The following is a 26,888-nucleotide window of genomic DNA, read 5'->3' as shown; positions in this document are numbered from 1 at the left end:
TTAAAAATTATGCTTGCAAAAACTGGAAAGATGTAGTATAATAATCCAGTCAGCGTAATTTGTATTCCTCGATAGCTCAGTCGGTAGAGCAAACGGCTGTTAACCGTTGGGTCGTAGGTTCGAGTCCTACTCGGGGAGCTTAGTGGAAGTCATGGCGACTACTACTGAATATGGCCCCATGGTCAAGCGGTTAAGACATCGCCCTTTCACGGCGGTAACACGAGTTCGAATCTCGTTGGGGTCATTTGAACATCATGTTCAAGATATGCCGATGTGGCTCAATTGGCAGAGCAGCTGATTTGTAATCAGCAGGTTATCGGTTCGAGTCCGATCATCGGCTTTACTGCTCAAGCAGTAGATAATTTAAAAGGTATAGTTCCGGACCTTTAGCTCAGTTGGTTAGAGCAACCGGCTCATAACCGGTCGGTCCTGGGTTCAAGTCCCCGAAGGTCCATTCTTCCTAGCTAAAGTTGTAAGAACTATATTAAAACATATGGCCCGGTGGCTCAGCTGGTTAGAGCGCCGCCCTGTCACGGCGGAGGTCGACGGTTCGAACCCGTTCCGGGTCGTTTGCATCTGATAAGATGCATTACAATTTAATGCAATTTGGGGTCTTAGCTCAGCTGGGAGAGCATCTGCCTTACAAGCAGAGGGTCATAGGTTCGAGCCCTATAGGCCCCATTTGTGTTTTGCGGGTGTGGTGGAATAGGCAGACACAAGGGACTTAAAATCCCTCGGACTTAACATCCGTGCCGGTTCAAGTCCGGCCACCCGCATTTTTATTCGGTCACACAGGAGAAGGTATCTTGTGCGGCTGTTTTTATATCCGCGGGCATGGCGGAATTGGCAGACGCGCCAGATTTAGGTTCTGGTGTCCAAGACGTGCAGGTTCAAGTCCTGTTGCCCGCATTAAGAAACGTTGTATTGTCATGATTCATGGCGATGCAGCGTTTTTTTCATGCGCTGGATTTCCGATTGTTTTGACCGAATTTACCATCAGTTTTGTGAATATAGGTTTATACGGCACAGCTGAAATGACTACTGTCTTGTCATATGACAAAAAGAGTGCTATAATGCCTGATGTTGTGTGGAATATTTCAGAGGAATGAGCATTATGGAGGAACTCATGTCAATAACAGAAGAAATCAATCATGTAAAAAAGGAAAAGAATGCAGTAATCCTGGCCCATTATTATGTTGCAGATGAGGTGCAGGAGATTGCGGATTATATTGGAGATTCTTACTATTTGAGCAAGGCAGCTCAGAAGACTGCTGCAGATATCATTGTATTTTGCGGAGTGAAATTTATGGGAGAAAGCGCTGCGATTTTGAACCCGGAAAAGAAGGTTCTGATGCCGGATCTGACGGCAGACTGTGCCATGGCCCATATGGTACAGCTGGAAAAAATCCACGAGATGAGAGAAACATATGAGGATCTGGCGGTGGTCTGTTATATCAATTCCACGGCAGAAATTAAGACATATTCGGATGTGTGTGTAACCTCGGCCAATGCGGTGAAAATTGTAAGGAATCTGCCGAATCAGAATATTTTCTTTATTCCGGATGGAAATCTGGGAAGGTATGTGGCAGAACAGGTTCCGGAGAAGCATATCATTTTCAATGACGGTTATTGTCCCATCCATGCGGCTATGTCTGCTGAGGCCGTAAAAAGGGAAAAGGAAAAACATCCGGAAGCCAAATTTCTGGTTCATCCTGAGTGTACCGGGGATTTGCTGAAGCTGGCAGATTACATAGGAAGCACATCGGGGATCATTGATTTTGCAGCAGAGGATGATGGAAAGGAATACATTATCGGTACAGAATCAGGGGTATTGTATGAACTGAAAAAACAGAATCCGGATAAAACGTTTTATACGCTTACAGAAAATCAGATCTGCACAGATATGAAGCTGATTACGCCTGAAAAGGTTCTACAGGTTTTAAAGGAAGAAATCAATGAGGTTAAGGTTCCGGAGAAAGTGAGGATTCAGGCAGGAGCACCGCTGAAAAAAATGCTGATGCTGGCCCGATAATGTGAAATGAAGACAGATATTTTAATCGTAGGAAGCGGCTGTTCAGGTCTTTACTGTGCACTGAACTTTCCGGAAAGCAGACAGATTACGGTGATCACAAAGGCAGGAGCAGAGGAAAATGATTCCTATCTGGCTCAGGGTGGAATGTGTATGCTGAAGGATGAATCCGATTATCAGGGATTTTTTGATGATACAATGAAGGCAGGACATTATGAGAATGATGAAGCCTCCGTAGAGATTATGATTCGTTCCTCCAGGTCTGTAGTGGAGGATCTGCTGCAGTTTGGGGCAGATTTCCAAAAGGATGAGAATGGGGAGCTGGTGTTTACTAGAGAGGGAGCCCATTCAGAGAAACGGATCATATTTCACAAGGATGTGACAGGAAAAGAGATTACCAGCACACTTTTAGCCCAGGCAAAGAGACGATCCAACATTATGCTGCTGGAGCATACGTCTATGATCGATATTATTGAGGAAAATAATGTATGCTATGGGGCTGTGGTTCAGAGACAGGATGGAAGTCTGGAAGCCATCGAGGCGGATTACACGGTTATGGCAACAGGAGGGATCGGCGGATTGTACCGTCATTCTACCAATTTCCGCCATCTGACAGGAGACGCACTTGCAGTCGCAGTCCGCCATAAGATTGCACTGAAGGATATTTCCTATGTACAGATTCACCCGACCACACTGTACGCGGATGAGGAGAGGAGTTTCCTGATCTCTGAGTCTGTGCGGGGAGAGGGGGCGGTGCTGCGGGATAAAAACGGAGAGCGCTTTGTCAATGAACTTCTTCCAAGGGATCTGCTGACAAAAGCCATTTTAGAACAGATGGAAAAAGATGGAACAGAGTTTGTCTGGGAGGATCTGCGCACCATACCCGAAAATGAGCTGAACCGCCATTTCCCCAATATTGTTGAACATTGCAGGAAAATAGGCTATGATGTAACAAAGGAATGTATACCAGTAGTTCCGGCTCAGCACTATTTTATGGGAGGAATTAAAGTCAGCCATGAAAGCCGAACGTCCATGGAACAGCTTTATGCGGTAGGCGAGACTGCCTGCAACGGTGTCCATGGAAAAAATCGTCTGGCCAGCAATTCTCTTTTGGAAAGCCTTGTATTTGCAAAGCGGGCGGCTCTTGATATGGCGGAGCATTTGGGAGAGGTAAAAAGAAACAGCCATCTGTTTGAAACATTGGATATGAGCCAGTATAAGGATTTATCCGGATTATATAAAACGTATCACGAATTGGTGAAAAATGAGATTAAAGGAGAAGAAAGATGTACGATCAGGTAACTTTAAAATTAAATGTGGATCCACTGATTTTAAGCGCACTGCGCGAGGATATTACAAGCGAGGATGTGTCGGCAAACAGCATTATGAAAAAGGCTCAGGCCGGAGAGGTGGATCTGATCTGCAAGCAGGATGGCATTATCTGCGGCCTGCAGGTCTTTGAACGTGTATTTGCCCTTTTAGATGAAAGCACAAGAGTTGAGTTTTTTGCAGAGGATGGAGAGGAAGTAAAGAGCGGACAGCTGCTTGCAAAGGTTTACGGCGATATCCGCGTGCTTCTGTGCGGAGAGCGCACGGCTCTCAATTATCTTCAGAGAATGAGCGGCATTGCCACATATACCCATTCAGTAGCAGCATTATTAAAGGGGACTAAGACAAAGCTTCTTGATACAAGAAAGACAACACCGAATAACCGTATTTTTGAGAAATATTCGGTTCGTGTAGGCGGCGGAAATAACCACAGATATAATCTCTCCGACGGCGTACTGCTGAAGGACAACCATATTGGAGCCGCCGGAGGCGTGGCAGAGGCTGTGAAAATGGCAAAGGAGTACGCTCCTTTTGTGCGGAAAATTGAGGTAGAGGTAGAGACTCTGGACATGGTAAAGGAGGCCGTTGAGGCAGGCGCAGATATTATTATGCTGGATAATATGAGCCATGAACAGATGAAAGAGGCCATAGAATATATTGACGGGCGAGCTGAGGTGGAGGTGTCCGGAAATGTGACAAAAGAGAACATTTCACGCCTGACCGATCTTGGTGTGGATTATATTTCCAGCGGAGCATTGACGCATTCTGCACCGATTCTGGATATTTCACTGAAAAATCTTCACGCAGTCTAAAGAAGAGAGGGACAGGAATGAACGGTACAGAAAGACGGGAACAGATTCTGAGTATACTGAAAAACAGCGAAAAACCGGTTCCGGGGGTGGAGCTGGCCAGAATCCTTCATGTGAGCCGTCAGGTAATTGTGCAGGATATGGCGCTTCTGCGTGCCAATGGAGTGGAAATCCTCTCTACGAACCGCGGATATGTGATGGCAGAGGAGCACAGCTGCAGCCGCGTATTTAAGGTGATCCATACGGAGAAGCAGGTTGAAGAGGAACTGAATCTGTATGTGGACTTTGGCGGGAAGGTGGAGGATGTATTCGTATACCACAAGGTTTACGGTGTCATCCGGGCAGATATGAATATCAAATCCAGAATGGATGTAAAGCGGTATCTGCAGGATATTTCTGAGGGAAAATCCACTCAGCTGATGAAGCTCACATCGAATTACCATTATCACACCATTTCTGCCGAGCGTGAGGAGATTCTGGATATGATACAGGAGGAGCTGGAAAAACGGGGGTTTCTGGCAAAGCTTCAGGATTATGAACCGGTGGATTTCTGAAGAACATCAGAAGAAGCTTAGTGTGAAATGTAAAAACTCAAAGTACTTGGGACTAGCCCACGGGCCTGTGGTTTGGTATAATATTCCTATGAATGAAAACACGGAGGAGTTACAGATGAAGGTTTTTGTTAAAAATGGAACGATTGTATCAGAAACGGGGCAGTATCAGGGCGATCTCTGCATAGAAAACGGAGTTATTTCACAGATTGGCACCCATTTAGAGCCGGCGTCGGAAGAAGAAGCCCAGGTGATTGACGCGGCGGGAAAATATGTGCTTCCCGGAGGCGTAGATGTTCATACCCATATGGACCTTTTAGCCGGATCCAGCCGGGCTGTGGATGATTTTTACGATGGCACCGTAGCTGCAGCCTGCGGAGGCACCACCTCTATTGTGGATCATATGGCCTTTGGGCCGGCCGGCTGCCCTCTTCATCATCAGCTGAATGAATATCACGGGCTGGCAGATCATAAGGCAGTGATCGACTATGGGTTTCACGGTACCTGCCAGCATGTGAACGAAGAGATCCTGAACGAGTTAGAGGACATGATGAAGGACGGTGTTCCCAGCGTAAAGGTATATCTGACCTATGATTTTAAGATTGATGACGACGGAGTGCTTCAGGTATTAAAGAAAATGAAGCAGCTGGGGGGCGTGACTGCATTTCACTGTGAAAACCATGCGGTTGTGCAGTTCTTAAGAGGAAAGCTGGTATCAGAGGGCAATACGGCACCCATTTACCACGCCAAGAGCCGCCCCAATCTGGCAGAGGCAGAGGCAGTGCGCCGGGTGCTTTACCTGGCAAAGCTGGCTGGAGATGCGCCGGTGTATATTGTCCACTTATCCTGTAAGGAAAGTCTGGAGGCAGTAAAAGAGGCCAGAGCAGAGGGACAGAAAAACATTTTTGTGGAGACCTGTACACAGTACCTGGTTCTGACAGAGGAGCGGTATCTGGATGAGGATGGATTAAAATATATAATGTCACCGCCTCTGCGCACAAAGGAGGACTGTGAAGCACTGTGGAAGGGCATTGCAGAGGGTGAGATCCAAGCAGTGGCTACGGATCACTGTCCGTTTAATTACAGAAAGGAAAAGCAGCTTGGAAAGGATGACTTTACCAAATGCCCCAATGGAGCGCCGGGAGTGGAAGAACGCATGATCCTTCTGTTTTCCGAGGGTGTTATGACGGGAAAGATCAGTCTGGAAAAGCTGGTGGAAATTGCCTGTACACAGCCTTCAAGAATCTACGGCCTGTATCCGAAAAAAGGCTGCCTGCAGCCCGGAGCGGATGGTGACCTGCTGATTTTAGACCCTTCAAAGGAATGGGTGCTGACTCACAGCCATATGCACAGTGCAGTGGACTATACTGCCTATGAAGGAATGAAGATAAGAGGTTCCATTGAATTGGTAATGCAGAGGGGAAATATAATTGTAAAAGATAACCATTTTTTGGGAAAACAGGGAGACGGCCATTTTATTTTCAGAAAACCGCTTTCGCTGTGTGAATAAGGAAAAATCGGGCGCTGCCGCCATGAAAGGATGGTCTGGTAGCGCTTTTGGCAATTTATTAGGGAGAAAAACGGCTGTTGTCTGAATTTAATATTTTCCAATATTCCTCTTTCATTTCACATGATTTTGTAGTAGTATAGTACACGGCACTATATCTAGTGGTTTTTCCAGATGAGAAAGGAATAAACCGGGGGTGCTTATTATTATGAGATAAAATGACAGATATAAGCGAGGGATCGGGATGAGTGTTGACGTTAAGACAAATGTGATTAAGAGAAATGGGGAAGAGGTAGACTTTAATTCCCAGAAGATCATAAATGCGGTTCACAAAGCAAACGAAGAGGTAGACCGGCTTCATCAGATGAATGACTATCAGATTATCGCCATTGCAGATAATATTGCAAATAAGGTGAATGAATCCACTCATGCAGTGAATGTAGAGGATATTCAGGATATGGTGGAAACCGGGATCATGGCCATGAGAGGCTATGAGGTGGCACAGAAGTATGTACGCTACCGCTATAAGAGAGAGCTGACCCGTAAGTCCAACACTACAGATAACGGGATCCTGTCCCTGTTAGACAATATCAATGAAGAGGTCAATCAGGAGAACTCCAATAAGAATCCGGTTATCAATTCCACTCAGAGAGATTATATGGCAGGAGAGGTGAGCAAGGATTTATCCCGCCGTGTGCTGCTGCCGGAGGAGATCGTGAGAGCCCATGAGGAGGGCATTATCCATTTCCATGATACGGATTATTTTGCACAGAGGGAGCACAACTGTGACCTTATCAATCTGGAGGATATGCTTCAGAACGGCACGGTTATCAGTGAAACGCTGATCGAAAAGCCTCACAGCTTTTTTACGGCCTGCAATGTAACCACACAGATCGTTGCCCAGGTTGCCAGCAACCAGTACGGCGGCCAGTCCTTTACGCTGGCCCATCTGGCTCCCTTTGTGGATATCAGCCGTCAGAAGATCCGTAAAAATGTGATTGAGGAGCGCAAAGAGTGCGGAGAATCCTTAGATGAGGCAATTATCTCAAAGGTAACGGAGCGCAGGCTGAGAGATGAGGTACGCAGCGGAATCCAGACCATTCAGTACCAGCTCATTACCCTGATGACCTGTAATGGACAGGCTCCCTTTGTAACCGTATTTATGTATCTGGATGAGGTGCCTGAGGGACAGACAAGGGATGACCTCGCCATGATCATCGAAGAGGTTCTGGTACAGAGGATGCAGGGTGTGAAAAATGAAAAGGGCGTCTGGATTACGCCTGCATTCCCTAAGCTGATCTATGTGCTGGATGAGGATAACATTTCAGAGGAATCCAAATACTGGGGACTCACAGAGCTGGCTGCAAAATGTACGGCCAAGCGGATGGTTCCGGACTATATTTCTGCAAAAATCATGAAGGAATTAAAACAGGGGGATGTATACCCCTGCATGGGCTGCCGTTCCTTTTTGACCGTTGAGGATTCCCAGAGAAATGCAGACGGAAGCCACAAATACTACGGCCGTTTTAATCAGGGCGTAGTGACGATCAATCTGGTAGATGTGGCCTGTTCCAGCGAGGGCGATATGGATGAATTCTGGAAGATTCTGGATGAACGTCTGGAGCTGTGCCACAGAGCCCTCAGATGCCGTCATGAGCGCCTGCTGGGCACGATTTCCGATGTGGCGCCGATTCTCTGGCAGAACGGCGCTCTGGCCCGCCTGAAAAAGGGAGAAAAGATTGACCGTCTGCTCTTTGACGGCTATTCTACCATTTCTCTGGGCTATGCGGGCCTGTATGAAATGTGTATGAGGATGCTGGGCAAGTCCCATACCGATCCGGAGGCCAGACCCTTTGCACTGAAGGTAATGAAGCGTCTCAATGACAAGTGCAGGGAGTGGAAGGAGGCAGAGCATATCAGCTATTCCGTATACGGTACGCCTATGGAATCCACGACCTATAAGTTTTCTAAGTGCCTCCAGAAGCGTTTCGGAATCATTCCGGGCGTAACGGATAAAAATTATATTACAAACAGCTATCATGTCCATGTGTCGGAGCAGATTGATGCCTTCAGCAAGCTGAAATTTGAGGCAGAGTTCCAAAAGCTGTCGCCGGGCGGTGCGGTAAGCTATGTGGAAGTCCCAAATATGCAGAACAACATTCCGGCTGTTTTATCTGTGATGAAGTTTATTTATAATAACATCATGTATGCGGAGCTGAATACGAAGAGCGATTACTGCGAATGCTGCGGCTATGACGGAGAAATGGCAATCAAGGAGGATGAATCCGGAAAGCTTATCTGGGAGTGCCCCAACTGCGGAAATCAGGATCAGAACCATATGTTTGTAGCCCGCAGAACCTGTGGTTATATTGGAACCCAGTTCTGGAACCAGGGACGGACTCAGGAGATCAGAGACAGGGTGCTTCATCTGTAAGCGTTTTTGGGCCGGTCCGAAAGGAGAGCAGGATGAATTACGGAAATATTAAGGAATGTGATATTGCAAACGGTCCAGGGGTCCGGGTCAGCCTCTTTGTATCCGGCTGCAGGCATCACTGTAAAGGCTGCTTTAATGCAGAAACCTGGGATTTTGGATACGGAAAACCGTTTACAGAGGAAACCGGCAGAGAGATTCTCAGGCTGCTGGAACCGTCCTATATCCAGGGTTTCACCGTTTTGGGCGGAGAACCTTTTGAGCCGGAGAACCAGCCGGCTGTGGCAGAGCTTTTAAAGCAGATCCGAATGGTATATCCGCAGAAGGATATCTGGTGCTACAGCGGTTATCTTTATGATTCAGATATGCAGCCGGGAGGCAGGGTATACACAGAACATACGCAGGAGATTTTAAAATGTCTGGATGTGCTGGTGGACGGTGAATTTGTGGAAGCAGAGAAGGATCTGACCCTGGTATTTCGGGGGAGCAGCAATCAGAGGCTTCTGAAGCTGAAAGACGGAATTGCCTGCGGAAACTGGCCGTAAGTATGAAATTTTTATGAAATAACAGGGGGGCAGCCAAGGCTTTCTTGCATAATTCATCAAATTGAATTATAATGAAAATCAACCTGGCGGCGCCCCTGTATTGTAATCGGTGCTGTCTTTCTGGAAAGGAGAAGCAGTATGAAGAGACGTTTTGGAGTAATGGCAATGGCCGCTGTATTGAGCGCAGCTTTGGCAGTTCCGGCTTATGCGGGTACATGGAAATATGTAAATGACCAGTGGAAGTATCAGCGGAGTGCGAATAAGTTTGCCTACAATGAATGGATTCAGGATAAGGGAAAGTATTATTATCTGGACAATGACGGTTATGTGACAACGGGCTGGCAGCAGATAGAGGGCCAGTGGTATCATATGGACAGCACAGGAGCCATGGAAACCGGCTGGTTTAAAGACAGTGACAGCGGAAAATGGTACTATCTGTATCCAAGCGGTGTAATGGCGGTTAATACAGTAATTGATGGAAGAACCATTGGAACAGACGGAGTGTGGGTACCGGAGGAAGGGGCGGTAGAGCCGTCGGACAGCGTTGATCTGTCTACCCAGCAGTTGGTTCAAAATATGGAAGGAATTTCCACAAAGGGATATTCGATCCTCACATCGGCCAGAACCGGAGGCGGGGAGCGCTGGGATAATGCGGTCCGGCTGAAGGGAAAAGGAAGCCATGTAATCTGCAATACCAACGGCGAATATCGGCTTTTATACGGTTCCTTCGGCCCATCGTCTTCTCAGTTTGACAGCGGCCTTATGGCCAGAGTGACTGTTTATGGGGATAACGATCAGGTACTTTATACCTCTTCGGATATTCATCACAATGAGAAGGTAACCTACTTTGGAGTAGATGTCTCCGGACAGAACCAGATCAGAGTAGAGGTTTCCCTGTCAAAAGATAACGGGTATGATGATCCTGTGATTCTGTTTAATGGGCTGGCTTTATACAAATAGAAACATAAGATAATAAACTGCCGCAGTCAGAAGGCGATTCTTCAGGCATATGTCCTGGATGCGCGTTCTGGCTGCGGCAGTTTTCAGTTTATAGATTTATTTTTCGGCCTTTTTAACAGAGATAACAGTTCCAGTAAACGCATCAACCTCACTTAATTCTCCGGTGTAGGTAACAGTAACCGTGTCACCGTTTTTTACATCAGAGAGCCCTTCAGGCGTTGCGTCAAAGGACAGGACAAAGGATGTGCCCTCGCTGTCGGTTATGTTAAACATAAAATCCTTGATTTCATCAATGGTGCCTGTAATGGATGAGGTCTTGACATCCGTATCAGCGGAGGAGGCTTCAGCAGAAGGAGTGTCTGCGGACTCGGAAACTTGTGTGGAAACGGTTTCTTCTGCGGAAGAAACCGGCTGAGAAGAGGGCTGGGCCCCGCATCCGGTTGCCAAAATAAGGGAAACGGCTGCTGCTGCGAATAAATTTCTTTTTTTCATAATAAACCTCCATAAGTATATGCAATATATTTTTCAGTACATATGCTTAGACGGGAGGCGGGGTGAGAAAGTTGCAGAGAGAAAGTTATTTTTTTATTGTGCATTTTAAACAAAAAAGTGAAAATGTAATGTGAGGGGGGAAGATGGAAAAAACCATATAAAATATAAATTATATGCTCGATTGGAAATTTTAGAACATTAAAAAAATTGTGATAATATACAAAAAATAATGAAATAATGAATGGATATTGACATGAATGATAATGGGTGTTACAATCGTAGCAACTTAATAAATAAAACATTTAACGTTGATGAGCTCAAAAAGCCAGCCGTTTCGGTTGGCTTTTTTGTTTTTTGTGCACAAAGCGTTGAGTGTAGAATTTATCAGATTCAGAAAAGTGTCTGCCGGCAAATCACTTTTTTGAATAAAATGTTTTCGAAAACAAAGCGCAACCAGAAAAATGTAGATTCTGCAGATGCAGAGGAAAGAGGAAATGAACTTATGAAAAAAGAGCTTATTTACCAGCATATTGATCACACATTATTGAAGGCGGTTTCTTCATGGGAAGATATTCATAAATTATGTGAAGAGGCAGTTGCGCATGGAATGGCATCTGTCTGTATTCCGCCATCCTATATCAAGAGAGTACATGAGGTATATGGTGATAAGCTGAATATCTGTACAGTAATTGGTTTCCCCCTGGGATACAATACCACAGAAGTGAAACGGTCAGAAGTGGAGCAGGCAATTGCAGAGGGAGCCAAAGAAGTAGACATGGTTGTAAATCTGGGAGATGTAAAAAATGGAGATTTTGACCGTGTAACAGAAGAAATTGCTACTCTGAAACGTGCAGCAGGAGACAAGATCTTAAAGGTAATTATTGAAACCTGTTATCTGACAGAAGAAGAAAAGATTCGTCTTTGCAGGTGTGTGGCAGACGGAGGAGCAGATTATATCAAGACATCTACCGGATTTGGTACTGCAGGAGCAAAGATTGAAGATATCCGTCTTTTTAAAGAGAATCTTCCAAAAGATGAGGATGTAAAGATGAAGGCAGCCGGAGGCGTGAGAACCAGAGAAGATCTGGAACTGTTTTTAGAAGAGGGATGCGAGCGGATTGGAACCAGTTCTGCAATTAAGATACTGGAAGACGGCGAAAATAATAACGGGGCTTACTAATTAGAGTTCAGATTGAGAAAGGAGAAGGATCATGAAAAAAACGATGAAAAAAATAGGTGCAGCATTATTAGCAGCGATGATGGTTATGTCAGTAACAGGATGTTCTCAGGGCGGTAATACAGCAGGTACTTCAGCTGCAGGAGAAGGTGCTTCCGGTGCGGGTGCTGAGATTGCGATGATTGCAGATGGCGGAAGCATTGATGACCAGGGATTTAACCAGGGAACATATGAAGGCGTAAAACAGTATGGTGAGGAAAAAGGAATTTCCTACAAATATTATAAACCGGTAGAAAAGACAACAGATGCATATTTGTCAGCCATGGAATTGGCAATCGAAGGCGGAGCAAAAATTATTGTAGCACCCGGCTTTCGGTTTACGGAGGCAATGTATGTAGCGCAGGATACATGGCCGGATCTTAAATTTGTTCTTCTGGATGGAGTTCCTTCCAGCAATGGAGATACAAAGATTGGTGAAAATACAGTAGGTATTCAGTATGCAGAGGAACAGGCCGGTTTTCTGGCCGGCTATGCAGCGGTTGTAGAAGGGTACAAAAAACTTGGCTTTATGGGAGGCGTTGCAACTCCGGCAGTTGTACGTTACGGATACGGTTTTATCCAGGGAGCTGAGGCTGCTGCAAAGGAAATGGGTGTGAGTGATGTACAGATGAATTACTATTATACAGGTACATTTGATGCTACTCCAGAAACTCAGACACTGGCAGCAACCTGGTATCAGAATGGAACAGAGATTATTTTTGCATGCGGATCCGGTGTTGGTCAGTCTGTTATGGCAGCAGCTGATGCTTCTGCATCAGGCAAGTCCATTGGCGTAGATATTGACTGGGCAGGAGAATCTGAGACAGTTGTTACTTCTGCTATGAAATCTTTAAGCGGTACAGTATATCAGATGCTGGAGAAGTTCTACAGCGACAGTTTCCCGGGCGGAGAGAACATTATGATGGACGCATCCAACAAGGGTGTGGAACTTCCGATGGAAACCTCCAGATTTGAAACGTTTGATCAGGCTAAGTATGATGAGGTTTATGGAAAACTGGCAGACGGCACATTTAAGCCGCTCCGCGATGTAAATGAAGAGGGAACTTCCTATACACTGGATCAGATTTCTGACGGAACAATCGAGGTAACCGAAGTAAAATAAAGAGTATTCAGCTAGTGGGATGCCGGGAGAATGAATATGGAATATGTAATTGAAATGTTGGGAATCCGAAAGGAATTCCCAGGAATTGTTGCAAATGATAATGTAACACTTCAGCTAAAACGTGGTGAAATTCATGCATTACTGGGAGAGAACGGTGCAGGAAAATCAACATTGATGAGCGTACTGTTTGGTATGTATCAGCCAGAAGCCGGTGAGATACGCAAGAATGGACAGGTTGTACATATAAAGAATCCCAACGACGCAAATAAGCTGGGAATTGGTATGGTTCATCAGCATTTTAAGCTGGTTCATAACTTTACGGTTCTGGAGAATGTAATTCTGGGTGTGGAAACCACCCAGAAGGGGCTTCTGAAAATGGATGAGGCCCGCAAAAAGGTAGTAAGCCTGTCGGAAAAATATGGGCTGAAGATTGATCCAGACGCATTGATTTCTGATATTACAGTAGGTATGCAGCAGAGAGTAGAGATTTTAAAGATGCTGTATCGTGATAATGAAATATTGATTTTTGATGAACCAACCGCTGTTCTGACTCCTCAGGAGATTGATGAACTGATCAAGGTTATGAAGAATCTGGCAGCAGAAGGCAAGTCGATCCTGTTTATTACCCATAAACTCAATGAGATAAAAGAGGCCGCTAACCGCTGTACAGTACTGCGAAAAGGAAGATATGTAGGTACGATTGACGTTGCTTCCACCACCAAAGAAGAAATGTCTGAAATGATGGTGGGAAGAAAAGTAAATTTACAGATTGATAAGGGAGACTATAATCCGGGTGAATGTGTGCTGGCTGTAGAAGACTTAAGCGTAAAGAATCATTTTACAGGAAAGCTGTCTGTCAATCATGTATCGTTTGATGTAAAGGCAGGAGAAATTGTCTGTATTGCAGGAATTGACGGAAACGGACAAAGTGAACTTGTATATGCTCTTACAGGACTGACACCGACTGAGAGCGGATCGATTCACTTGAAAGGTCAGGATTTTACTCACATGAGTATCAGAGAGCGCAATACTCATGGACTTGGACATATCCCGGAAGACCGTCATAAACACGGATTGGTTCTGGACTATGATCTGGCATATAATACAGTACTCCAGAGTTATTTTGAAAAAAAGTTCCAAAATCATGGTTTCTTAAAAGAGCGGGAGATTTACAGCTATGCAGACGGACTGATTCAGTCGTTTGATATCCGCTGCGGACAGGGAGGTAAGACCATCTCCAGAAGTATGTCCGGAGGCAATCAGCAGAAGATCATTATTGCAAGAGAGATTGACCGTAATCCGGATCTTTTAATCGCTGTGCAGCCTACAAGAGGTCTGGATGTAGGTGCGATCGAATACATCCATAAGCAGTTAGTCGCGCAGAAGAAGGCGGGAAAAGGGGTTCTTCTGGTATCCCTGGAACTGGATGAGGTTATGAGTATCAGTGACCGTATTCTGGTAATGTATGAAGGTGAGATCGTTGCCGATTTAAAACCGGAGGATGTAACGGTACAGGAACTGGGACTCTATATGGCAGGGTCCAAAAGGAGGGCATAGAACGTGAAAAGAAAATCTCTTCCATCCGGCGTTTCCAGTTTTCTGGCGTCTGTTATGGCAATTCTTCTGGGAATGCTTGTCGGATTGATTATTTTAGTAGCAAGTAATCCGGCACAGGCAGGTCAGGGCTTTACAGCAATTCTTCTGGGCGGTCTGTCAAACTTAAAGAACATGGGGCAGGTACTGTACTATGCAACACCTTTGATCATGACAGGTTTATCTGTGGGATTTGCCAGTAAGACCGGACTTTTCAATATCGGAGCATCCGGTCAGTTTATCGTCGGGGCATTCGCAGCAGTGTTTGTAGGTGTACGTTTTACATTTTTACCGGGTGCTCTTCACTGGATCGTAGCTCTTTTAGCAGCGATTCTGGCTGGTGCTTTATGGGGAATGGTTCCTGGTATTTTAAAAGCAACAAGAAACGTAAATGTGGTAATTGGATGTATCATGATGAATTATATTGGAATGTATTCTGTGAATGCTCTGGTGAGTGCGTTCATTTATGATCCGCTGCAGAGTCAGTCTCTTCCGGTAGACGCAGATGCAATTCTTCCAAAGATGGGAATGGATATGATCTTCCGCTATAATAACCGTCCATCCAGTGCTAATGCGGGAATTCTGATTGCAATTCTGTCAGGTGTTGCAATTTGGGTCATCCTCCAAAAGACTGTGTTTGGTTATGAATTGAAAGCCTGCGGCTATAACAGTGAAGCAGGCCGTTATGCAGGTATGAATGAAAAGAAAAATGTGATTTCTTCTATGGCAATTGCAGGTGCTCTGGCTGGTCTGGGCGGCGGTTTGCTTTACCTTGCAGGTTCCGGAAACGGAATTCAGGTAGTAGATACGCTGGCAGCAGAAGGCTTTAACGGTATTCCGGTAGCGCTGCTTGCTATGAATAATCCAATCGGTATTATCTTCTCCGGTATTTTTATCGCATACTTAAAGGTGGGCGGAGATCAGATGCAGCTGTATAATTTCGTTCCTGAGGTTATCGATATTATTATTTCTGTAATTATCTATTTCAGTGCATTTGCGTTGGTATTCAGGGGTGTAGTCAGCAAGGTATTCTCGGGGAAAAAGACGGATACGGCAGATAAGACGGCGTGAAAGGAGAAGTGACATGAGTTTATTATATTTTTTGGTTCAACAAATGATGCTTTTTTCCATCCCGCTGCTGATCGTTGCACTGGGAGGAATGTTCTGTGAGCGAAGCGGTGTTATCAACATTGCTCTGGAGGGCATCATGGTGCTGGGCGGATTTGCCGGGATTCTGTTTATCAATCTGTTTCAAGGTGTACTTCCCGGACAGCCGATTTTGCTGATTGCACTGCTGATTTCTATGGTGACCGGAATGGTGGTATCTCTGGTTCATGCATATGCCTCTGTAAATATGAAGGCAAATCAGAGTATCAGCGGTACAGCAATCAATATGTTCGCTCCGGCATTTGCTATTTTTGTTGCCAGAGTAATCCGCAATGTGCAGCAGATTCCGTTTGAGAATCAGTTCCGAATTGAAAAAATACCGGTTTTGGGAGATATTCCGGTGATAGGAGGAATGTTTTTCCAGAATGCCTATATTACTACTTATCTGGGAATTCTGATTCTGGTGGTTTCCTGTGTAGTTCTGTATAAAACAAGATTTGGACTTCGTCTGCGTTCCTGTGGTGAACATCCGCAGGCAGCAGCATCTGTGGGAATCAGCGTTTATAAAATGCGTTATATGGGTGTACTGATTTCAGGCGCGTTAGCTGGTATTGGCGGACTGGTATACATCATTCCTACTTCTACCAGTTTCAATGCATCTGTATCAGGATATGGATTCCTGGCCCTGGCTGTTTTGATCTTCGGTCAGTGGAAACCTGGAAAGATCCTTTTAGCAGCTCTGTTTTTTGGTATCATGAAGACCATATCTTCTGCATACTCAGGAATTCCGATTCTTGCAGATTTTGGCATTCCAAGCAGTATTTATAAAATGATTCCATATTTGGCAACCCTGATTGTTCTGGCACTCAATACGAAGGGATCCCAGGCGCCAAAGGCATCCGGTGTTCCTTATGATAAAGGTGCGAGATAACACAGACTGTATTTATATGAACAGGAGGATAATAATATGCCGTTTTTAAATGAGGAAGGAAAACAGTATCATATAAATTGTAAGGAAGGGGATGTGGGTCGTTATGTGCTGCTTCCTGGAGATCCATTCCGTACAGATGTGATCGCATCTATGTTTGATGATGCAAAACTGGTGGCTCACAACAGGGAGTGTAAAACCTGGACTGGAACATTGAACGGAGAAAAGGTATCTGTTACTTCTACTGGTATGGGCAGCCCGTCTACAGCAATCGTAGTAGAAGAACTGATTCGTTGCGGTGCAGATACGTTTATTCGTGTGGGAACTTCCGGGCGTGTGTGTCCGGCCTCCCAGGATATGTCTTTAAATGGTGTGATCAACACTGCAGCAGTACGGGATGAAGGGACAACGATTTCTTACGTTCCTCTGGCTTATCCGGCAGTGGCTGACCGTCATGTAGTAGATGCACTGGCCAGAGCAGCTAAAAAGCTGGGTTATAATTTTGCAGAGGGTATTACCCATTCGAAAGATGCATTTTATGCGGAGATTGAGCCGGATAATATGCCCAACAGCGACTATGTAAAATCCCGCTGGCAGGCGTGGGAACGCTCGAATGTAATGTGTTCTGAGATGGAGGCTGCTGCGATTTTCATCGTTTCTTCCATCAGAAACTGCCGTGCATCTGCCGTTATGGCGTACAAGAAAGTAAACCTCCAGGCTGCGATGGAAACAGCAATTGAGGGTCTGCGGATTTTAATTGAAGAAGACAAGAAGCTGGGGAGGTAACGATGGAACGGTTGCTGATTAAAAATATTCGGTACCTTTATTGTATGGATGAAGAGGATACATTTCTGGAGAATGCAGACATTTATATAGAAGGAAATGTGATCAAAAAAATCGGGACGAAGCTGGATGTGCCTGCTGATGGGGTAAAAGTGATAGACGGAACTGGGAAGCTGGCACTTCCTGGATTTATCAATACCCATCATCATTTTTATCAGAATATTACCAGAAATATTCCGATCATGCAGAAGGGAAATCTTTTGGGCTGGCTTCTTTACTCATACGGCGCATGGGAAAATATGGAAGAAGAGGACGTAAAGGCGGCAGCACGTCTGGCTACAGCAGAGCTCCTGATGACAGGATGTACCACATCTATGGACTTTATGTATTTCTTCCCCCATGGAAAACATGATTTAATGGATGCAGAATTTGAGGCCGTAAAAGAGCTGGGACTGCGGTTTCACGGATTCCGTGGCTGTATGCCTGTAATGGAGGGAAACCTGCCTGCAGAAATGAAGGAACGGCTGGGGATTGATGCCGGGAGTCTGGTGGAGTCCTATGATGATATTCTGGATTCATGTGACAGAACATTTCAAAAATACCATGATGACAGCCGTTTTTCCATGAGCCGCGTAGGCGTAGGCCCTACTACTGTGGTATTTGAGAATCCGGAATTTATGAAAGAATTGAAGAAGATGGCAGATAATCGCGGCGGTTTGTGTCATACTCATCTTCATCCAAGACCAGATGAGATCAAAAAGTGTGGAGAGCTGTATAATTGCAGACCTCATCAGTGGTTGGAGGAAATCGGCTGGATCGATAAAAATGTATCTTTTGCCCATATCAGCCGTCATAATGCAGAAGAACTGGATATTGTAGCGAGAAACGGCGCGTCTGTGACCCAGTCGCCGTCCTGTCATATGAGACTGGGATACCCGATTGCTCCGGCACTGGAAGCGAGAGACCGGGGGATTCCCGTAAGTATCGGTGTAGACGGCGGAGCCAGCAACGACAGCGGAGATATGCTGGGAGAGCTGAGAACCATGCTTTATGTTCACCGGATTGACGGCGGACATCCAGGCTATGGACCGGAGCGGTGGATCAATGCAAAAGAAGTATTTGAGATGGCAACGGTAAACGGTGCAAAATGTCTGAACAGGGATGACATTGGTATGCTGAAAGAGGGAATGGCAGCCGATCTTGTACTGTTTTCCATGATACAGCCGGGGTATGCCGGAGCATTGACAGATCCAAGGGGAGCACTGCTGTACTGTGGAAATAATCATCTGGCAGACACAACCATCGTGAATGGAAATGTGTTAATCGAGAATGGCATATTCCTGGCAGGAGATTTAAATCAGATTGTAGAGGATGCCAATCGTTCAACAGCAAGGATATTAAAGCTTGTGAAGGATAAGACAGGCATTGACTATCGTATGGAGGCGTAGGCATCATGGAGACAGGCAGAAACAGAACAGAGACAGTGCGGTTTCCTAAGCGGATTGGTATGATCGTTCCTTCCTCTAATACTGTAGTAGAACCAATATGCAGCCGTATTTTTTTCGGTATGGAGGATGTAGTTACCGTTCATTATTCCAGACTGGAGGTCGTAAATGTTTCTCTGGATGATAACTCTACCAGACAATTTGCTGTGGATACGATGCTTCGGGCAGCCGATCAGCTTGCTCAGGCCAAGGTAGATGCGATTATCTGGAACGGAACGGCAGGAAGCTGGCTGGGAATTGAGCGTGACAGAGAGATGTGCCAGAAGATTGAAGAAAAAACCAAGATTCCCATGAGCACAGCGTCTTTGGGGCTGGTAGGAAGTTATCAGGATTTTGATATAAAGCGTCTGCATCTTGTGACACCTTATATTAAAGAAATGAATGACGCAATTATTCGGGAGTATGAGAAGCTGGGGCTTACAGCAGCAGGAGTGACCGGCCTTGGAATCACGGAAAATACAGAGATAGGCAGTGTCACGAAGGAACAGCTGGAGACCCTGTGCTGCAGCACAGGCGCAGGCCATGGCGAGGGGATTGCAGTTGTCTGTACGAACCTGGCTGCTGCCTGGAGAGCGGACTTGATCGAAAAACGGTCAGGAGCGGTTGTGTTTGATTCCGTAACCGCAGCTGTTCGGGAGGCATTGAAGTTGTGTGGGTTAGAAAAATTGTCCTTCCAGGGATGGGGAAAGCTGCTGGACGTATAAGCTAAGATGGAGGAAACAACTATGGCATTAAATATGGAAACAAATTATTGTGGATTCCGCTGTGAAAATCCATTCATTCTGGCTTCTTCTCCCGTTAGTGCGACAGGAGAGATGATCTGCAGAGCATTTGAAGAAGGATGGGCTGGAGCAGTTACAAAAAGCATCTCTTTTCTTCAGGATGAGCTGAATTTAAGCTTGTCTCCCAGAATGCTTCCTATTTCTGCTTCCGGAGCAAAAGGCGTTACCGGCATGGGGAATATCGACTTTGTTATGGACAAGTGTGTAGACGCAGCATTTGCAGACTTTGCGAAAGTGAAGGAACGGTATCCGGAAAAGATGCTGATTATCAGTGTAAAGGCTCAATATGTAGAAGCGGATTGGAAAACGCTGGCCAGAAAGGCCCAGAATGCCGGAGCAGATGCGTTGGAGCTTTGTCTGTCCTGTATTGACAGCGAAGCAGGCGTGATGATCTGCCAGGAGAAAGAGCTGATGCAGCAGGTAATTCGCTGGGTAAAAGAAGAAGTTCAGATCCCGGTGATAGCCAAACTGTCAATTCATGTCAATGATATTGGAAAAATGGCTCTGTATGCGGCTGAAGCCGGAGCAGATGCAGTGACCGGAATCAATTCTATTCATGGAATCGGTCCTCTGAATCCGGAACGTATGGTACATATTCCAGATATAATGGGACAAAGTGCGCCCATGGGATTGTCTGGAGCGTTCATTAAACCTATGGCTCAGCATTGTATTTATAAAATGGCTCTTGCTGCAAAAGAAAAGCCGTTTGGTATTTCAGCAGTTGGAGGAATCACAGATGGAAAGGATGCATTAGAGTATCTGTGTCTGGGCGCTGACACACTGCAGAGCGCAACAGCAGTTATGTATAAAGGCTATGGCATAATCAGGCAGATGATTTCTTATCTGGAAAAATTTATGATGGAAAAAGGATATCAGTCTCTGGATGAGTTCCGTGGATATTCTTTGAATCACATGGCTTCTGCGGCAAGAAATCTGTCTTTAAAGCAGCAGCTGGCAGCTTTAGTGGATCCAGATAAATGTATTGGGTGCGGGAAATGTGCTGTCTCCTGCAGTGACGGCGGAAAGCAGGCAATTCAGCTGGAGACCAGTCTAAGAAAAGCTTTGGTCTGCACGGAGAAATGTACGGGATGCGGACTTTGCCAAATCGTGTGTCCTACAGGTGCGATTCAGATGGTACCCACAGAGCGATAAGTGAAGGAAAAAGGAGAAAAATGGAATGAGGAAATTCAAGCGAATATTCTTGATCGTTATGGATTCTTTTGGTGCGGGAAATGCTCATGACGCAAAAGCATATGGAGATGAAGGCGCCGATACAATGGGACATATTGCAGAATATGTGGGCCAGTGGAACATTCCAAACCTTCAGAAGCTGGGACTTGCTAATCTCCATCCGCTGAAAGGAGTAGAGCCGGCTGTAAAACCGTTAGGCTACTACGCCTTGCTGAATGAAAAAAGCCGTGGAAAGGACACCATGACCGGACATTGGGAGATGATGGGAATTCAGACTGCAAAACCGTTTGTCACATTTTCAGAGACAGGGTTTCCAGAGGAACTGGTTAAAGAATTAGAACAGCGTACCGGTCATAAAGTGATTGGAAATAAGAATTCCAGTGGAACAGAGATTCTGGATGAACTGGCAGAAGAAGAGATTGCTACCGGTCATATGATCGTATATACTTCAGCTGATTCTGTGCTTCAGATTTGCGGAAATGAAGAAACATTTGATCTGGAAGAACTTTACCGCTGCTGTGAAATTGCCAGAGAAATTACACTTAAAGATGAGTGGAAGGTGGGCCGTGTGATAGCCAGGCCTTATGTGGGAAAGAAACGCGGAGAATTTAAGCGTACCAGTAATCGAAAGGATTATGCTTTAAAGCCTTCCGGAAAAACAGCTTTGGACGCATTGAAGGAGAATGGTCTGTCAGTGATTGCTGTGGGAAAGATCCATGATATTTTTGATGGAGAAGGAATCACACAAACGTATCATTCAGACAGCTCTGTTCATGGAATGCAGCAGACAGCGGATATTATGGAACATAGTGAATTTGAAGGATTATGTTTTGTGAATCTGGTAGATTTTGATGCAGTATGGGGGCATCGCAGAAACCCGGAAGGATATGCAAAAGAAGTGGAGCAGTTTGATGAAAAGCTGGGAGAATTGCTGGAACTGATGGGAGATGAGGATCTGCTGATGATTACGGCAGATCATGGAAATGACCCGACTTATCAGGGAACTGATCATACCAGAGAACAGGTACCGCTGCTTCTTTATGCAAAAGGTCTGAAGGGTGCAGGAACATTAAATGAGGCAGATTCTTTTGCGGCAATAGGGGCTACGATTGCAGAAAATTTCAATGTAAGGATGCCGGATGGAACCATTGGAGAATCAATGCTGGATCAGATTCAATAGATCTATTTTGAAAGGTTTAGGAGTGAGTATATAAATGGATATGCTCACTCCTTTTTGTTATGATTTTTCATACATTTGGGACTAGCCGTCACATCAGTGTACTGATACAATACATTTAAGACAAAGACAGTAAAAAGAATGAAACGATCAGGAGTTTTGAAAGATGCAGTCAAACCACGAAATTGTAGTGCCAAATGAAGATTTACCCTTTAAGATGTTTTTATTTGAAGGGGAGAAGGGAAATTATTTCCGGGATAAACACTGGCATCGCTCCATTGAAATTTTTATGGTGTTTGAGGGTCATTTAAAATTCTATTTGAATGATTTGGAACAGGAGCTGAATCCAGGTGAGTTTGTTCTGGTGAATTCAAATGAGATACATGCCATTGATTCACCGGAGCCAAACAAAACAGTAGTGATACAGATTCCATTAAAAACATTTTCTGATTACTTTACCGGGGAGCAGTACATTCGATTTACACATGAAGCAAAAAAGCAGGATGTCCAGGTCGTGGATCTGATCCGGGAAATGTTTGCTGCATACGGGAAAAAAGAGACGGGATATGATATGCGGGTAAAAAGCGGATATTATATGCTGTTATATATGCTTGTTTCTGTTTACCGTGAATTGGACGTAAAAGATGAATTGCTGAAACAAAACAGAAAATTAAATAAACTTACTCCCATTACGAATTATATGAAAGAACATTATCAGGAGGAGCTGTCATTGGAAGCGCTGGCTGAGGTGTTTGGATATACTCCTGCATATATTTCAAGAATGTTTCAAAAATATGCAGGCATCAATTATAAGGATTATCTGCAGGGAGTACGTGTAGAATATGCGTTTACGGAACTGAGCCGGACGGAGCATACGGTCAGTGAAGTGGCCTTTCACCATGGATTTCCAAGCAGCAGGGCTTTTGCAAAGGCATTTCAAAAGAAATACGGGATGCTTCCAAGCGAGTATCTGCGGAGAAAAACAGAATCGTCCCATTCATCGGAACAGATATAAAAAAGACAAAAAAGTGCAGTTGTATGGATAAATAAAAGGTCGATAAGATAAAAGGAAGCTGTTATCATGGTCTTAACAGAAAACATTCTAATAAGAAAGGAGACAATGATGCAGATTCAGAATATAAATGAGAAATCATTTAAAAAGTACGGTAAAATTCTGACGGGATATCATGTGGACGGAATCCTGGCAGAAATGGAGCATACGCCTCTGACAAGAGAAGTCATATATGTTCCGTCTGTGGAAGAAATGGAGGCTCTGCCTGATGCAGAGGAGATGAAAAACCGCGGATTTGGCGGCCTTCCAATTCAAATCGGATATTGCAATGGTGATAACAGAAAGCTGAACGGGCTGGAATATCATCGTTCTTCTGAAATTAATATTGCAGTAAACAACCTTGTTCTGCTCCTTGGACGGGAGCAGGATATTGAAGCAGACGGTACATATGACACTTCTCGCGTGGAGGCTTTTTTTGTACCTGCAGGTACGGTGATTGAGGTTTATGCAACAACACTTCACTATGCGCCATGTACGGCAGAGGGTGAAAATGGTTTCCGATGTGTGGTTGTGCTGCCGAAAGGAACGAATACGGAGCTGGATTTTGCAGCAGGGGCAGAGGGAGAGGACAGACTGCTTGCTGCCAAAAACAAATGGCTGATCGCACATGAGGAAGCTGGGATTGTAGGTGCATTCTGCGGCTTAAAGGGTGAAAATGTAACAGTTTAAAATAATAAGAAGGTGGGTACATACAATGAAAAATATGCCAGAATTGAAAATCGGAGTAGTAGCAGTAAGCAGAGATTGTTTTCCGGAGAGTCTATCTGTCAGCAGAAGAGAGGCTTTGATAAAAGCATACAGGGAAAAATATGGGGATAGGGATATTTATGAATGTCCCATTTGTATTGTGGAAAGTGAGATTCATATGGAGCAGGCGCTGGAAGATATCAAGGCTGCCGGCTGCAATGCGCTGGTTGTATATCTTGGAAATTTTGGACCTGAAATTTCTGAAACACTGCTTGCAAAGCATTTCGACGGACCGAAGATGTTTGTGGCTGCGGCAGAGGAGCGTGGGGACAACCTGATTCAGGGCCGCGGCGATGCTTACTGCGGAATGCTCAATGCAAGCTATAACCTGAAGCTGAGAAATATCAAAGCCTATATTCCGGAGTATCCCATTGGAACAGCTGAAGAATGTGCAGATATGATTGCAGAGTTCCGTCCGGTTGCAAAAGCAGTGATCGCATTGAATGATTTGAAAATTATCAGCTTCGGGCCGCGTCCATTAAATTTCCTTGCATGCAATGCGCCCATTCAGCAGCTTTACAATTTAGGAGTTGAAATTGAAGAAAATTCAGAGCTGGATCTGTTTGAGGCATTTAACAAGCATGCTGGAGATGAGCGGATCCCGGCGGTTGTGAAGGAAATGGAAGAGGAGCTTGGCGCCGGAAATAAGAAGCCGGAGATCCTTGAAAAGCTGGCACAGTATGAGCTTACCTTAAAGGACTGGATTGAGGAGCACAGAGGGTACCGCAAATATGTGGCAATTGCAGGAAAGTGCTGGCCGGCGTTCCAGACACAGTTTGGATTTGTGCCCTGCTATGTAAACAGCCGTCTGACCGCTCAGGGGATTCCGGTATCATGTGAGGTAGATATCTACGGTGCTTTGAGTGAATTGATCGGAACCGTTGTCAGCGAAGATGCGGTAACCCTCCTTGATATCAATAATAATGTGCCGGCAGATATGTATAAAGAAGAAATAGAAGGCAAATTCCCATATACTCATAAAGACACCTTTATGGGATTCCACTGTGGAAATACGCCGTCTGAAAAACTGTCCTTCTGTGAAATGAAATATCAGCTGATCATGGCACGTTCTCTTCCGGAAGAGGTGACACAGGGAACCTTAGAGGGAGATATCGCACCGGGAAATATTACGTTCTTCCGTCTGCAGAGCACGGCTGACTGTAAGCTCAGAGCCTACATTGCACAGGGAGAGGTTCTTCCTGTTGCAACACGTTCCTTCGGCTCCATTGGTGTATTTGCAATTCCTGAAATGGGAAGATTTTACCGCCATGTGCTGATTGAAAAGAATTTCCCACATCATGGTGCAGTTGCATTTGGAAACCATGGAAAGGCTTTGTTTGAGGTATTTAAGTATATTGGGGTTCCTGTTGAGGAAATCGGTTATAACCAGCCTGCGGGAGTAAGATATCCTACAGAGAATCCGTGGAAATAAAGGGAGAGAAACATGTTATATATAGGCATTGACCTTGGTACATCAGCAGTGAAACTGCTGCTGATGGATCAGGGCGGAACCATTCATAAAATTGTATCAAAGGAATATCCCCTGTATTTTCCTCATCCCGGCTGGTCCGAGCAGAATCCTCAGGACTGGTTTGAAAAAACTATGGAGGGAATGAAAGAGCTGACAGCAGAGTGTGACAGAACACAGATTGCAGGAATCGGATTTGGCGGCCAGATGCACGGACTGGTGGTTCTGGACGAGATGGATCAGGTGATCCGCCCTGCGATTCTCTGGAATGACGGAAGAACAGCGAAGGAAACAGAGCATCTCAATGAAGTAATCGGAAAAGAAGCATTATCTAAATATACAGCAAATATCGCATTTGCAGGCTTTACCGCACCGAAGCTTCTCTGGATGAAAGCAAATGAGCCGGAAAATTTTTCCCGTATCAGCAAAATTATGCTGCCCAAGGATTATCTGGCATATATGCTTACGGGAATCCATTGTACGGATTATTCTGACGCTTCAGGGATGCTGCTTTTGGATGTGGAGCATAAATGCTGGTCCAGAGAAATGATGGATATTTGCGGAGTGAAAGAAGAACAGCTTCCGCAATTGTTTGAAAGCTATGAAGTGGTTGGTTTATTGAAGAAAGAAATTGCAGACAGGCTGGGGCTTACGGAAGCGGTGAGGGTCGTAGCAGGAGCCGGAGACAATGCAGCGGCTGCTGTGGGGACTGGAACCGTCGGAGAGGGAAAATGCAATATTTCACTTGGAACGTCCGGAACTATTTTTATTTCCAGTAAAAAATTCGGAGTGGATGAACACAATGCACTGCATTCCTTTGCTCATGCAGATGGAAGCTTCCATCTGATGGGATGTATGCTCAGCGCTGCTTCCTGCAATAAGTGGTGGATGGATGAAATTTTAAAGACAACAGAGTATGAAAGAGAGCAGGACAGTATTACAAAACTGGGTGAAAATCATGTTTACTATCTGCCCTATTTGATGGGAGAACGTTCGCCTCACAATGATCCCAAAGCAAGAGCCGCTTTTATCGGAATGACCATGGATACAGCAAGAGAGGACATGACGCAGGCTGTTTTGGAAGGTGTGGCATTTGGACTCAGAGATTCTCTGGAAGTGGCCAGAAGTCTGGGGATTCAGATTGAGCGTACCAAAATCTGCGGCGGCGGGGCAAAGAGTCTGCTGTGGAAGAAAATTATCGCGAATGTAATGAATCTGAAGGTCGATGTGATTGAAAGCGAAGAAGGCCCCGGATATGGGGGCGCTATGCTGGCAGCAGTCGGCTGCGGGGAATTTGAAACGGTGGAAGAAGCGGCAGAGAAGCTGGTGAAGATTGTTGATACCGTTGAGCCGGAGACTGGGTTGGTGGAAAAATACGAAAAGCGGTATCAGGTATTTAAGCAGATTTATCCTGCAATGAAGGGATTGTTTCAGTTGGGGATGTAAAAAGGCCCGCGTTCCGTAAAGAGGGCGTGGAATATCAGGGAGTGAGCATAGGAAGGGGGATGCTCACTCCTTTTTATACTAAGAAGCTATATGAATT

At 45.2% G+C, this 26,888-nt stretch carries 23 protein-coding genes and 8 tRNA genes; 30 read left to right on the top strand and 1 reads right to left on the bottom strand.

Going from position 1 to position 26,888, the window contains the following annotated elements; all coding sequences use genetic code 11:
- The first annotated feature begins 65 nt into the window (after positions 1-65).
- The 16 genes from WKT10_RS08380 to WKT10_RS08305 all read left to right on the top strand — a co-directional run bounded on the left by WKT10_RS08380 (position 66) and on the right by WKT10_RS08305 (position 10,161).
- Positions 66-138, top strand: a tRNA-Asn gene (locus WKT10_RS08380).
- A 34-nt stretch (positions 139-172) separates the two neighbouring features.
- Positions 173-244: transfer RNA gene (locus tag WKT10_RS08375), tRNA-Glu, on the top strand.
- Positions 245-267: 23 nt separating this feature from the next.
- Positions 268-340: transfer RNA gene (locus tag WKT10_RS08370), tRNA-Thr, on the top strand.
- Positions 341-380: 40 nt separating this feature from the next.
- Positions 381-454, top strand: a tRNA-Ile gene (locus tag WKT10_RS08365).
- 41 nt (positions 455-495) lie between these two features.
- Positions 496-569, top strand: a tRNA-Asp gene (locus WKT10_RS08360).
- A 39-nt stretch (positions 570-608) separates the two neighbouring features.
- Positions 609-681 (top strand) — tRNA-Val (locus tag WKT10_RS08355).
- A 10-nt stretch (positions 682-691) separates the two neighbouring features.
- A tRNA-Leu gene (locus tag WKT10_RS08350) sits at positions 692-776 on the top strand.
- A 52-nt stretch (positions 777-828) separates the two neighbouring features.
- Positions 829-909, top strand: a tRNA-Leu gene (locus tag WKT10_RS08345).
- Positions 910-1,126: 217 nt separating this feature from the next.
- Positions 1,127-2,032 (top strand): quinolinate synthase NadA, encoded by a 906-nt coding sequence (nadA, locus tag WKT10_RS08340; protein ID WP_066546122.1) that lies wholly within the window; start codon positions 1,127-1,129, stop codon positions 2,030-2,032.
- A 6-nt stretch (positions 2,033-2,038) separates the two neighbouring features.
- Positions 2,039-3,331, top strand: a complete 1,293-nt coding sequence (locus WKT10_RS08335; RefSeq protein WP_340276626.1) for an L-aspartate oxidase — start codon at positions 2,039-2,041, stop codon at positions 3,329-3,331.
- Positions 3,316-4,170: a carboxylating nicotinate-nucleotide diphosphorylase gene (nadC, locus tag WKT10_RS08330; protein ID WP_066545331.1), complete on the top strand. Its 855-nt coding sequence runs from the start codon at positions 3,316-3,318 to the stop codon at positions 4,168-4,170. Before WKT10_RS08335 ends, nadC begins: the two co-directional genes overlap by 16 nt.
- Positions 4,171-4,187: 17 nt before the next feature.
- A complete protein-coding gene (locus tag WKT10_RS08325) occupies positions 4,188-4,721 on the top strand; it encodes a transcription repressor NadR (protein WP_066545333.1) in 534 nt (177 codons plus the stop codon).
- 115 nt (positions 4,722-4,836) lie between these two features.
- On the top strand, positions 4,837-6,228 hold the full coding sequence (gene hydA / locus WKT10_RS08320; protein ID WP_066545335.1) for a dihydropyrimidinase: 1,392 nt from the start codon (positions 4,837-4,839) through the stop codon (positions 6,226-6,228).
- Positions 6,229-6,469: 241 nt separating this feature from the next.
- On the top strand, positions 6,470-8,659 hold the full coding sequence (gene nrdD, locus WKT10_RS08315) for an anaerobic ribonucleoside-triphosphate reductase (RefSeq protein WP_066545337.1): 2,190 nt from the start codon (positions 6,470-6,472) through the stop codon (positions 8,657-8,659).
- A gap of 32 nt (positions 8,660-8,691) precedes the next feature.
- Complete coding sequence (gene nrdG / locus WKT10_RS08310; RefSeq protein ID WP_066545339.1) at positions 8,692-9,201, top strand: anaerobic ribonucleoside-triphosphate reductase activating protein; 510 nt, start codon at positions 8,692-8,694, stop codon at positions 9,199-9,201.
- Between the two features lie 138 nt (positions 9,202-9,339).
- Complete coding sequence (locus WKT10_RS08305; RefSeq protein ID WP_066545342.1) at positions 9,340-10,161, top strand: NPCBM/NEW2 domain-containing protein; 822 nt, start codon at positions 9,340-9,342, stop codon at positions 10,159-10,161.
- 96 nt (positions 10,162-10,257) lie between these two features.
- On the opposite strand, the gene WKT10_RS08300 is transcribed toward WKT10_RS08305, so the two are convergent.
- Entirely contained in the window at positions 10,258-10,653 is a 396-nt protein-coding gene (locus tag WKT10_RS08300; protein ID WP_066545344.1) for a hypothetical protein, read from the bottom strand.
- A 502-nt stretch (positions 10,654-11,155) separates the two neighbouring features.
- Here WKT10_RS08300 and deoC point away from each other — a divergent pair.
- From deoC to xylB, 14 genes are all read left to right on the top strand, one after another.
- Positions 11,156-11,833 carry a deoxyribose-phosphate aldolase gene (gene deoC / locus WKT10_RS08295; RefSeq protein WP_066546128.1) on the top strand — a complete coding sequence of 226 codons (678 nt, stop codon included), beginning with the start codon at positions 11,156-11,158 and terminating at the stop codon, positions 11,831-11,833.
- Positions 11,834-11,864: 31 nt separating this feature from the next.
- Positions 11,865-12,992: a BMP family lipoprotein gene (locus WKT10_RS08290; RefSeq protein ID WP_242962954.1), complete on the top strand. Its 1,128-nt coding sequence runs from the start codon at positions 11,865-11,867 to the stop codon at positions 12,990-12,992.
- A gap of 36 nt (positions 12,993-13,028) precedes the next feature.
- Positions 13,029-14,549 (top strand): ABC transporter ATP-binding protein, encoded by a 1,521-nt coding sequence (locus WKT10_RS08285; protein WP_066545346.1) that lies wholly within the window; start codon positions 13,029-13,031, stop codon positions 14,547-14,549.
- Between the two features lie 54 nt (positions 14,550-14,603).
- The gene (locus WKT10_RS08280) at positions 14,604-15,656 is read left to right on the top strand and encodes an ABC transporter permease (RefSeq protein ID WP_081422894.1); all 1,053 of its coding nucleotides are present in this window, start codon (positions 14,604-14,606) and stop codon (positions 15,654-15,656) included.
- A 13-nt stretch (positions 15,657-15,669) separates the two neighbouring features.
- Positions 15,670-16,623 carry an ABC transporter permease gene (locus WKT10_RS08275; RefSeq protein ID WP_337434143.1) on the top strand — a complete coding sequence of 318 codons (954 nt, stop codon included), beginning with the start codon at positions 15,670-15,672 and terminating at the stop codon, positions 16,621-16,623.
- Between the two features lie 36 nt (positions 16,624-16,659).
- Positions 16,660-17,406, top strand: coding sequence for a nucleoside phosphorylase (locus tag WKT10_RS08270; RefSeq protein ID WP_066545351.1), 747 nt, complete (start codon positions 16,660-16,662; stop codon positions 17,404-17,406).
- 2 nt (positions 17,407-17,408) lie between these two features.
- Positions 17,409-18,851, top strand: coding sequence for an amidohydrolase family protein (locus tag WKT10_RS08265; RefSeq protein ID WP_340276614.1), 1,443 nt, complete (start codon positions 17,409-17,411; stop codon positions 18,849-18,851).
- Between the two features lie 5 nt (positions 18,852-18,856).
- Positions 18,857-19,612 (top strand): maleate cis-trans isomerase family protein, encoded by a 756-nt coding sequence (locus WKT10_RS08260; protein ID WP_066545359.1) that lies wholly within the window; start codon positions 18,857-18,859, stop codon positions 19,610-19,612.
- A 21-nt stretch (positions 19,613-19,633) separates the two neighbouring features.
- Positions 19,634-20,842 carry an NAD-dependent dihydropyrimidine dehydrogenase subunit PreA gene (gene preA, locus WKT10_RS08255; RefSeq protein WP_340276611.1) on the top strand — a complete coding sequence of 403 codons (1,209 nt, stop codon included), beginning with the start codon at positions 19,634-19,636 and terminating at the stop codon, positions 20,840-20,842.
- A 25-nt stretch (positions 20,843-20,867) separates the two neighbouring features.
- Positions 20,868-22,061: a phosphopentomutase gene (locus tag WKT10_RS08250; RefSeq protein ID WP_340276609.1), complete on the top strand. Its 1,194-nt coding sequence runs from the start codon at positions 20,868-20,870 to the stop codon at positions 22,059-22,061.
- Between the two features lie 163 nt (positions 22,062-22,224).
- Positions 22,225-23,073 (top strand): AraC family transcriptional regulator, encoded by an 849-nt coding sequence (locus tag WKT10_RS08245; protein ID WP_337434140.1) that lies wholly within the window; start codon positions 22,225-22,227, stop codon positions 23,071-23,073.
- A gap of 108 nt (positions 23,074-23,181) precedes the next feature.
- Positions 23,182-23,799 carry a DUF4867 family protein gene (locus tag WKT10_RS08240; protein WP_340276607.1) on the top strand — a complete coding sequence of 206 codons (618 nt, stop codon included), beginning with the start codon at positions 23,182-23,184 and terminating at the stop codon, positions 23,797-23,799.
- A gap of 25 nt (positions 23,800-23,824) precedes the next feature.
- Entirely contained in the window at positions 23,825-25,309 is a 1,485-nt protein-coding gene (locus WKT10_RS08235) for an L-fucose/L-arabinose isomerase family protein (protein ID WP_340276604.1), read from the top strand.
- Positions 25,310-25,321: 12 nt separating this feature from the next.
- Positions 25,322-26,791, top strand: coding sequence for a xylulokinase (xylB, locus tag WKT10_RS08230; protein WP_178274527.1), 1,470 nt, complete (start codon positions 25,322-25,324; stop codon positions 26,789-26,791).
- Positions 26,792-26,888 lie beyond the last annotated feature (97 nt).

Origin of the sequence: Enterocloster sp. HCN-30185, from assembly GCF_037890305.1 — a bacterium.
GTDB lineage: Bacteria > Bacillota > Clostridia > Lachnospirales > Lachnospiraceae > Enterocloster.
Note: the sequence above shows the minus strand (reverse complement) of the source record. Positions and strands in the feature narration are given on the sequence as shown.

What these genes read in the sequence shown, in the direction of transcription:
- WKT10_RS08305 (WP_066545342.1), top strand. Translation starts at nt 9,340, where the DNA reads ATGAAGAGACGTTTTGGAGTAATGGCAATGGCCGCTGTATTGAGCGCA.
- xylB (WP_178274527.1), top strand. Translation starts at nt 25,322, where the DNA reads ATGTTATATATAGGCATTGACCTTGGTACATCAGCAGTGAAACTGCTG.
- nrdD (WP_066545337.1), top strand. Translation starts at nt 6,470, where the DNA reads ATGAGTGTTGACGTTAAGACAAATGTGATTAAGAGAAATGGGGAAGAG.
- deoC (WP_066546128.1), top strand. Translation starts at nt 11,156, where the DNA reads ATGAAAAAAGAGCTTATTTACCAGCATATTGATCACACATTATTGAAG.
- WKT10_RS08240 (WP_340276607.1), top strand. Translation starts at nt 23,182, where the DNA reads ATGCAGATTCAGAATATAAATGAGAAATCATTTAAAAAGTACGGTAAA.
- WKT10_RS08335 (WP_340276626.1), top strand. Translation starts at nt 2,039, where the DNA reads ATGAAGACAGATATTTTAATCGTAGGAAGCGGCTGTTCAGGTCTTTAC.
- hydA (WP_066545335.1), top strand. Translation starts at nt 4,837, where the DNA reads ATGAAGGTTTTTGTTAAAAATGGAACGATTGTATCAGAAACGGGGCAG.
- preA (WP_340276611.1), top strand. Translation starts at nt 19,634, where the DNA reads ATGGCATTAAATATGGAAACAAATTATTGTGGATTCCGCTGTGAAAAT.
- WKT10_RS08270 (WP_066545351.1), top strand. Translation starts at nt 16,660, where the DNA reads ATGCCGTTTTTAAATGAGGAAGGAAAACAGTATCATATAAATTGTAAG.
- nadC (WP_066545331.1), top strand. Translation starts at nt 3,316, where the DNA reads ATGTACGATCAGGTAACTTTAAAATTAAATGTGGATCCACTGATTTTA.
- WKT10_RS08285 (WP_066545346.1), top strand. Translation starts at nt 13,029, where the DNA reads ATGGAATATGTAATTGAAATGTTGGGAATCCGAAAGGAATTCCCAGGA.
- WKT10_RS08325 (WP_066545333.1), top strand. Translation starts at nt 4,188, where the DNA reads ATGAACGGTACAGAAAGACGGGAACAGATTCTGAGTATACTGAAAAAC.
- WKT10_RS08260 (WP_066545359.1), top strand. Translation starts at nt 18,857, where the DNA reads ATGGAGACAGGCAGAAACAGAACAGAGACAGTGCGGTTTCCTAAGCGG.
- WKT10_RS08265 (WP_340276614.1), top strand. Translation starts at nt 17,409, where the DNA reads ATGGAACGGTTGCTGATTAAAAATATTCGGTACCTTTATTGTATGGAT.
- WKT10_RS08245 (WP_337434140.1), top strand. Translation starts at nt 22,225, where the DNA reads ATGCAGTCAAACCACGAAATTGTAGTGCCAAATGAAGATTTACCCTTT.
- WKT10_RS08250 (WP_340276609.1), top strand. Translation starts at nt 20,868, where the DNA reads ATGAGGAAATTCAAGCGAATATTCTTGATCGTTATGGATTCTTTTGGT.
- nrdG (WP_066545339.1), top strand. Translation starts at nt 8,692, where the DNA reads ATGAATTACGGAAATATTAAGGAATGTGATATTGCAAACGGTCCAGGG.
- WKT10_RS08300 (WP_066545344.1), bottom strand. Translation starts at nt 10,653, where the DNA reads ATGAAAAAAAGAAATTTATTCGCAGCAGCAGCCGTTTCCCTTATTTTG.
- WKT10_RS08235 (WP_340276604.1), top strand. Translation starts at nt 23,825, where the DNA reads ATGAAAAATATGCCAGAATTGAAAATCGGAGTAGTAGCAGTAAGCAGA.
- nadA (WP_066546122.1), top strand. Translation starts at nt 1,127, where the DNA reads ATGTCAATAACAGAAGAAATCAATCATGTAAAAAAGGAAAAGAATGCA.
- WKT10_RS08275 (WP_337434143.1), top strand. Translation starts at nt 15,670, where the DNA reads ATGAGTTTATTATATTTTTTGGTTCAACAAATGATGCTTTTTTCCATC.
- WKT10_RS08290 (WP_242962954.1), top strand. Translation starts at nt 11,865, where the DNA reads ATGAAAAAAACGATGAAAAAAATAGGTGCAGCATTATTAGCAGCGATG.
- WKT10_RS08280 (WP_081422894.1), top strand. Translation starts at nt 14,604, where the DNA reads ATGGCAATTCTTCTGGGAATGCTTGTCGGATTGATTATTTTAGTAGCA.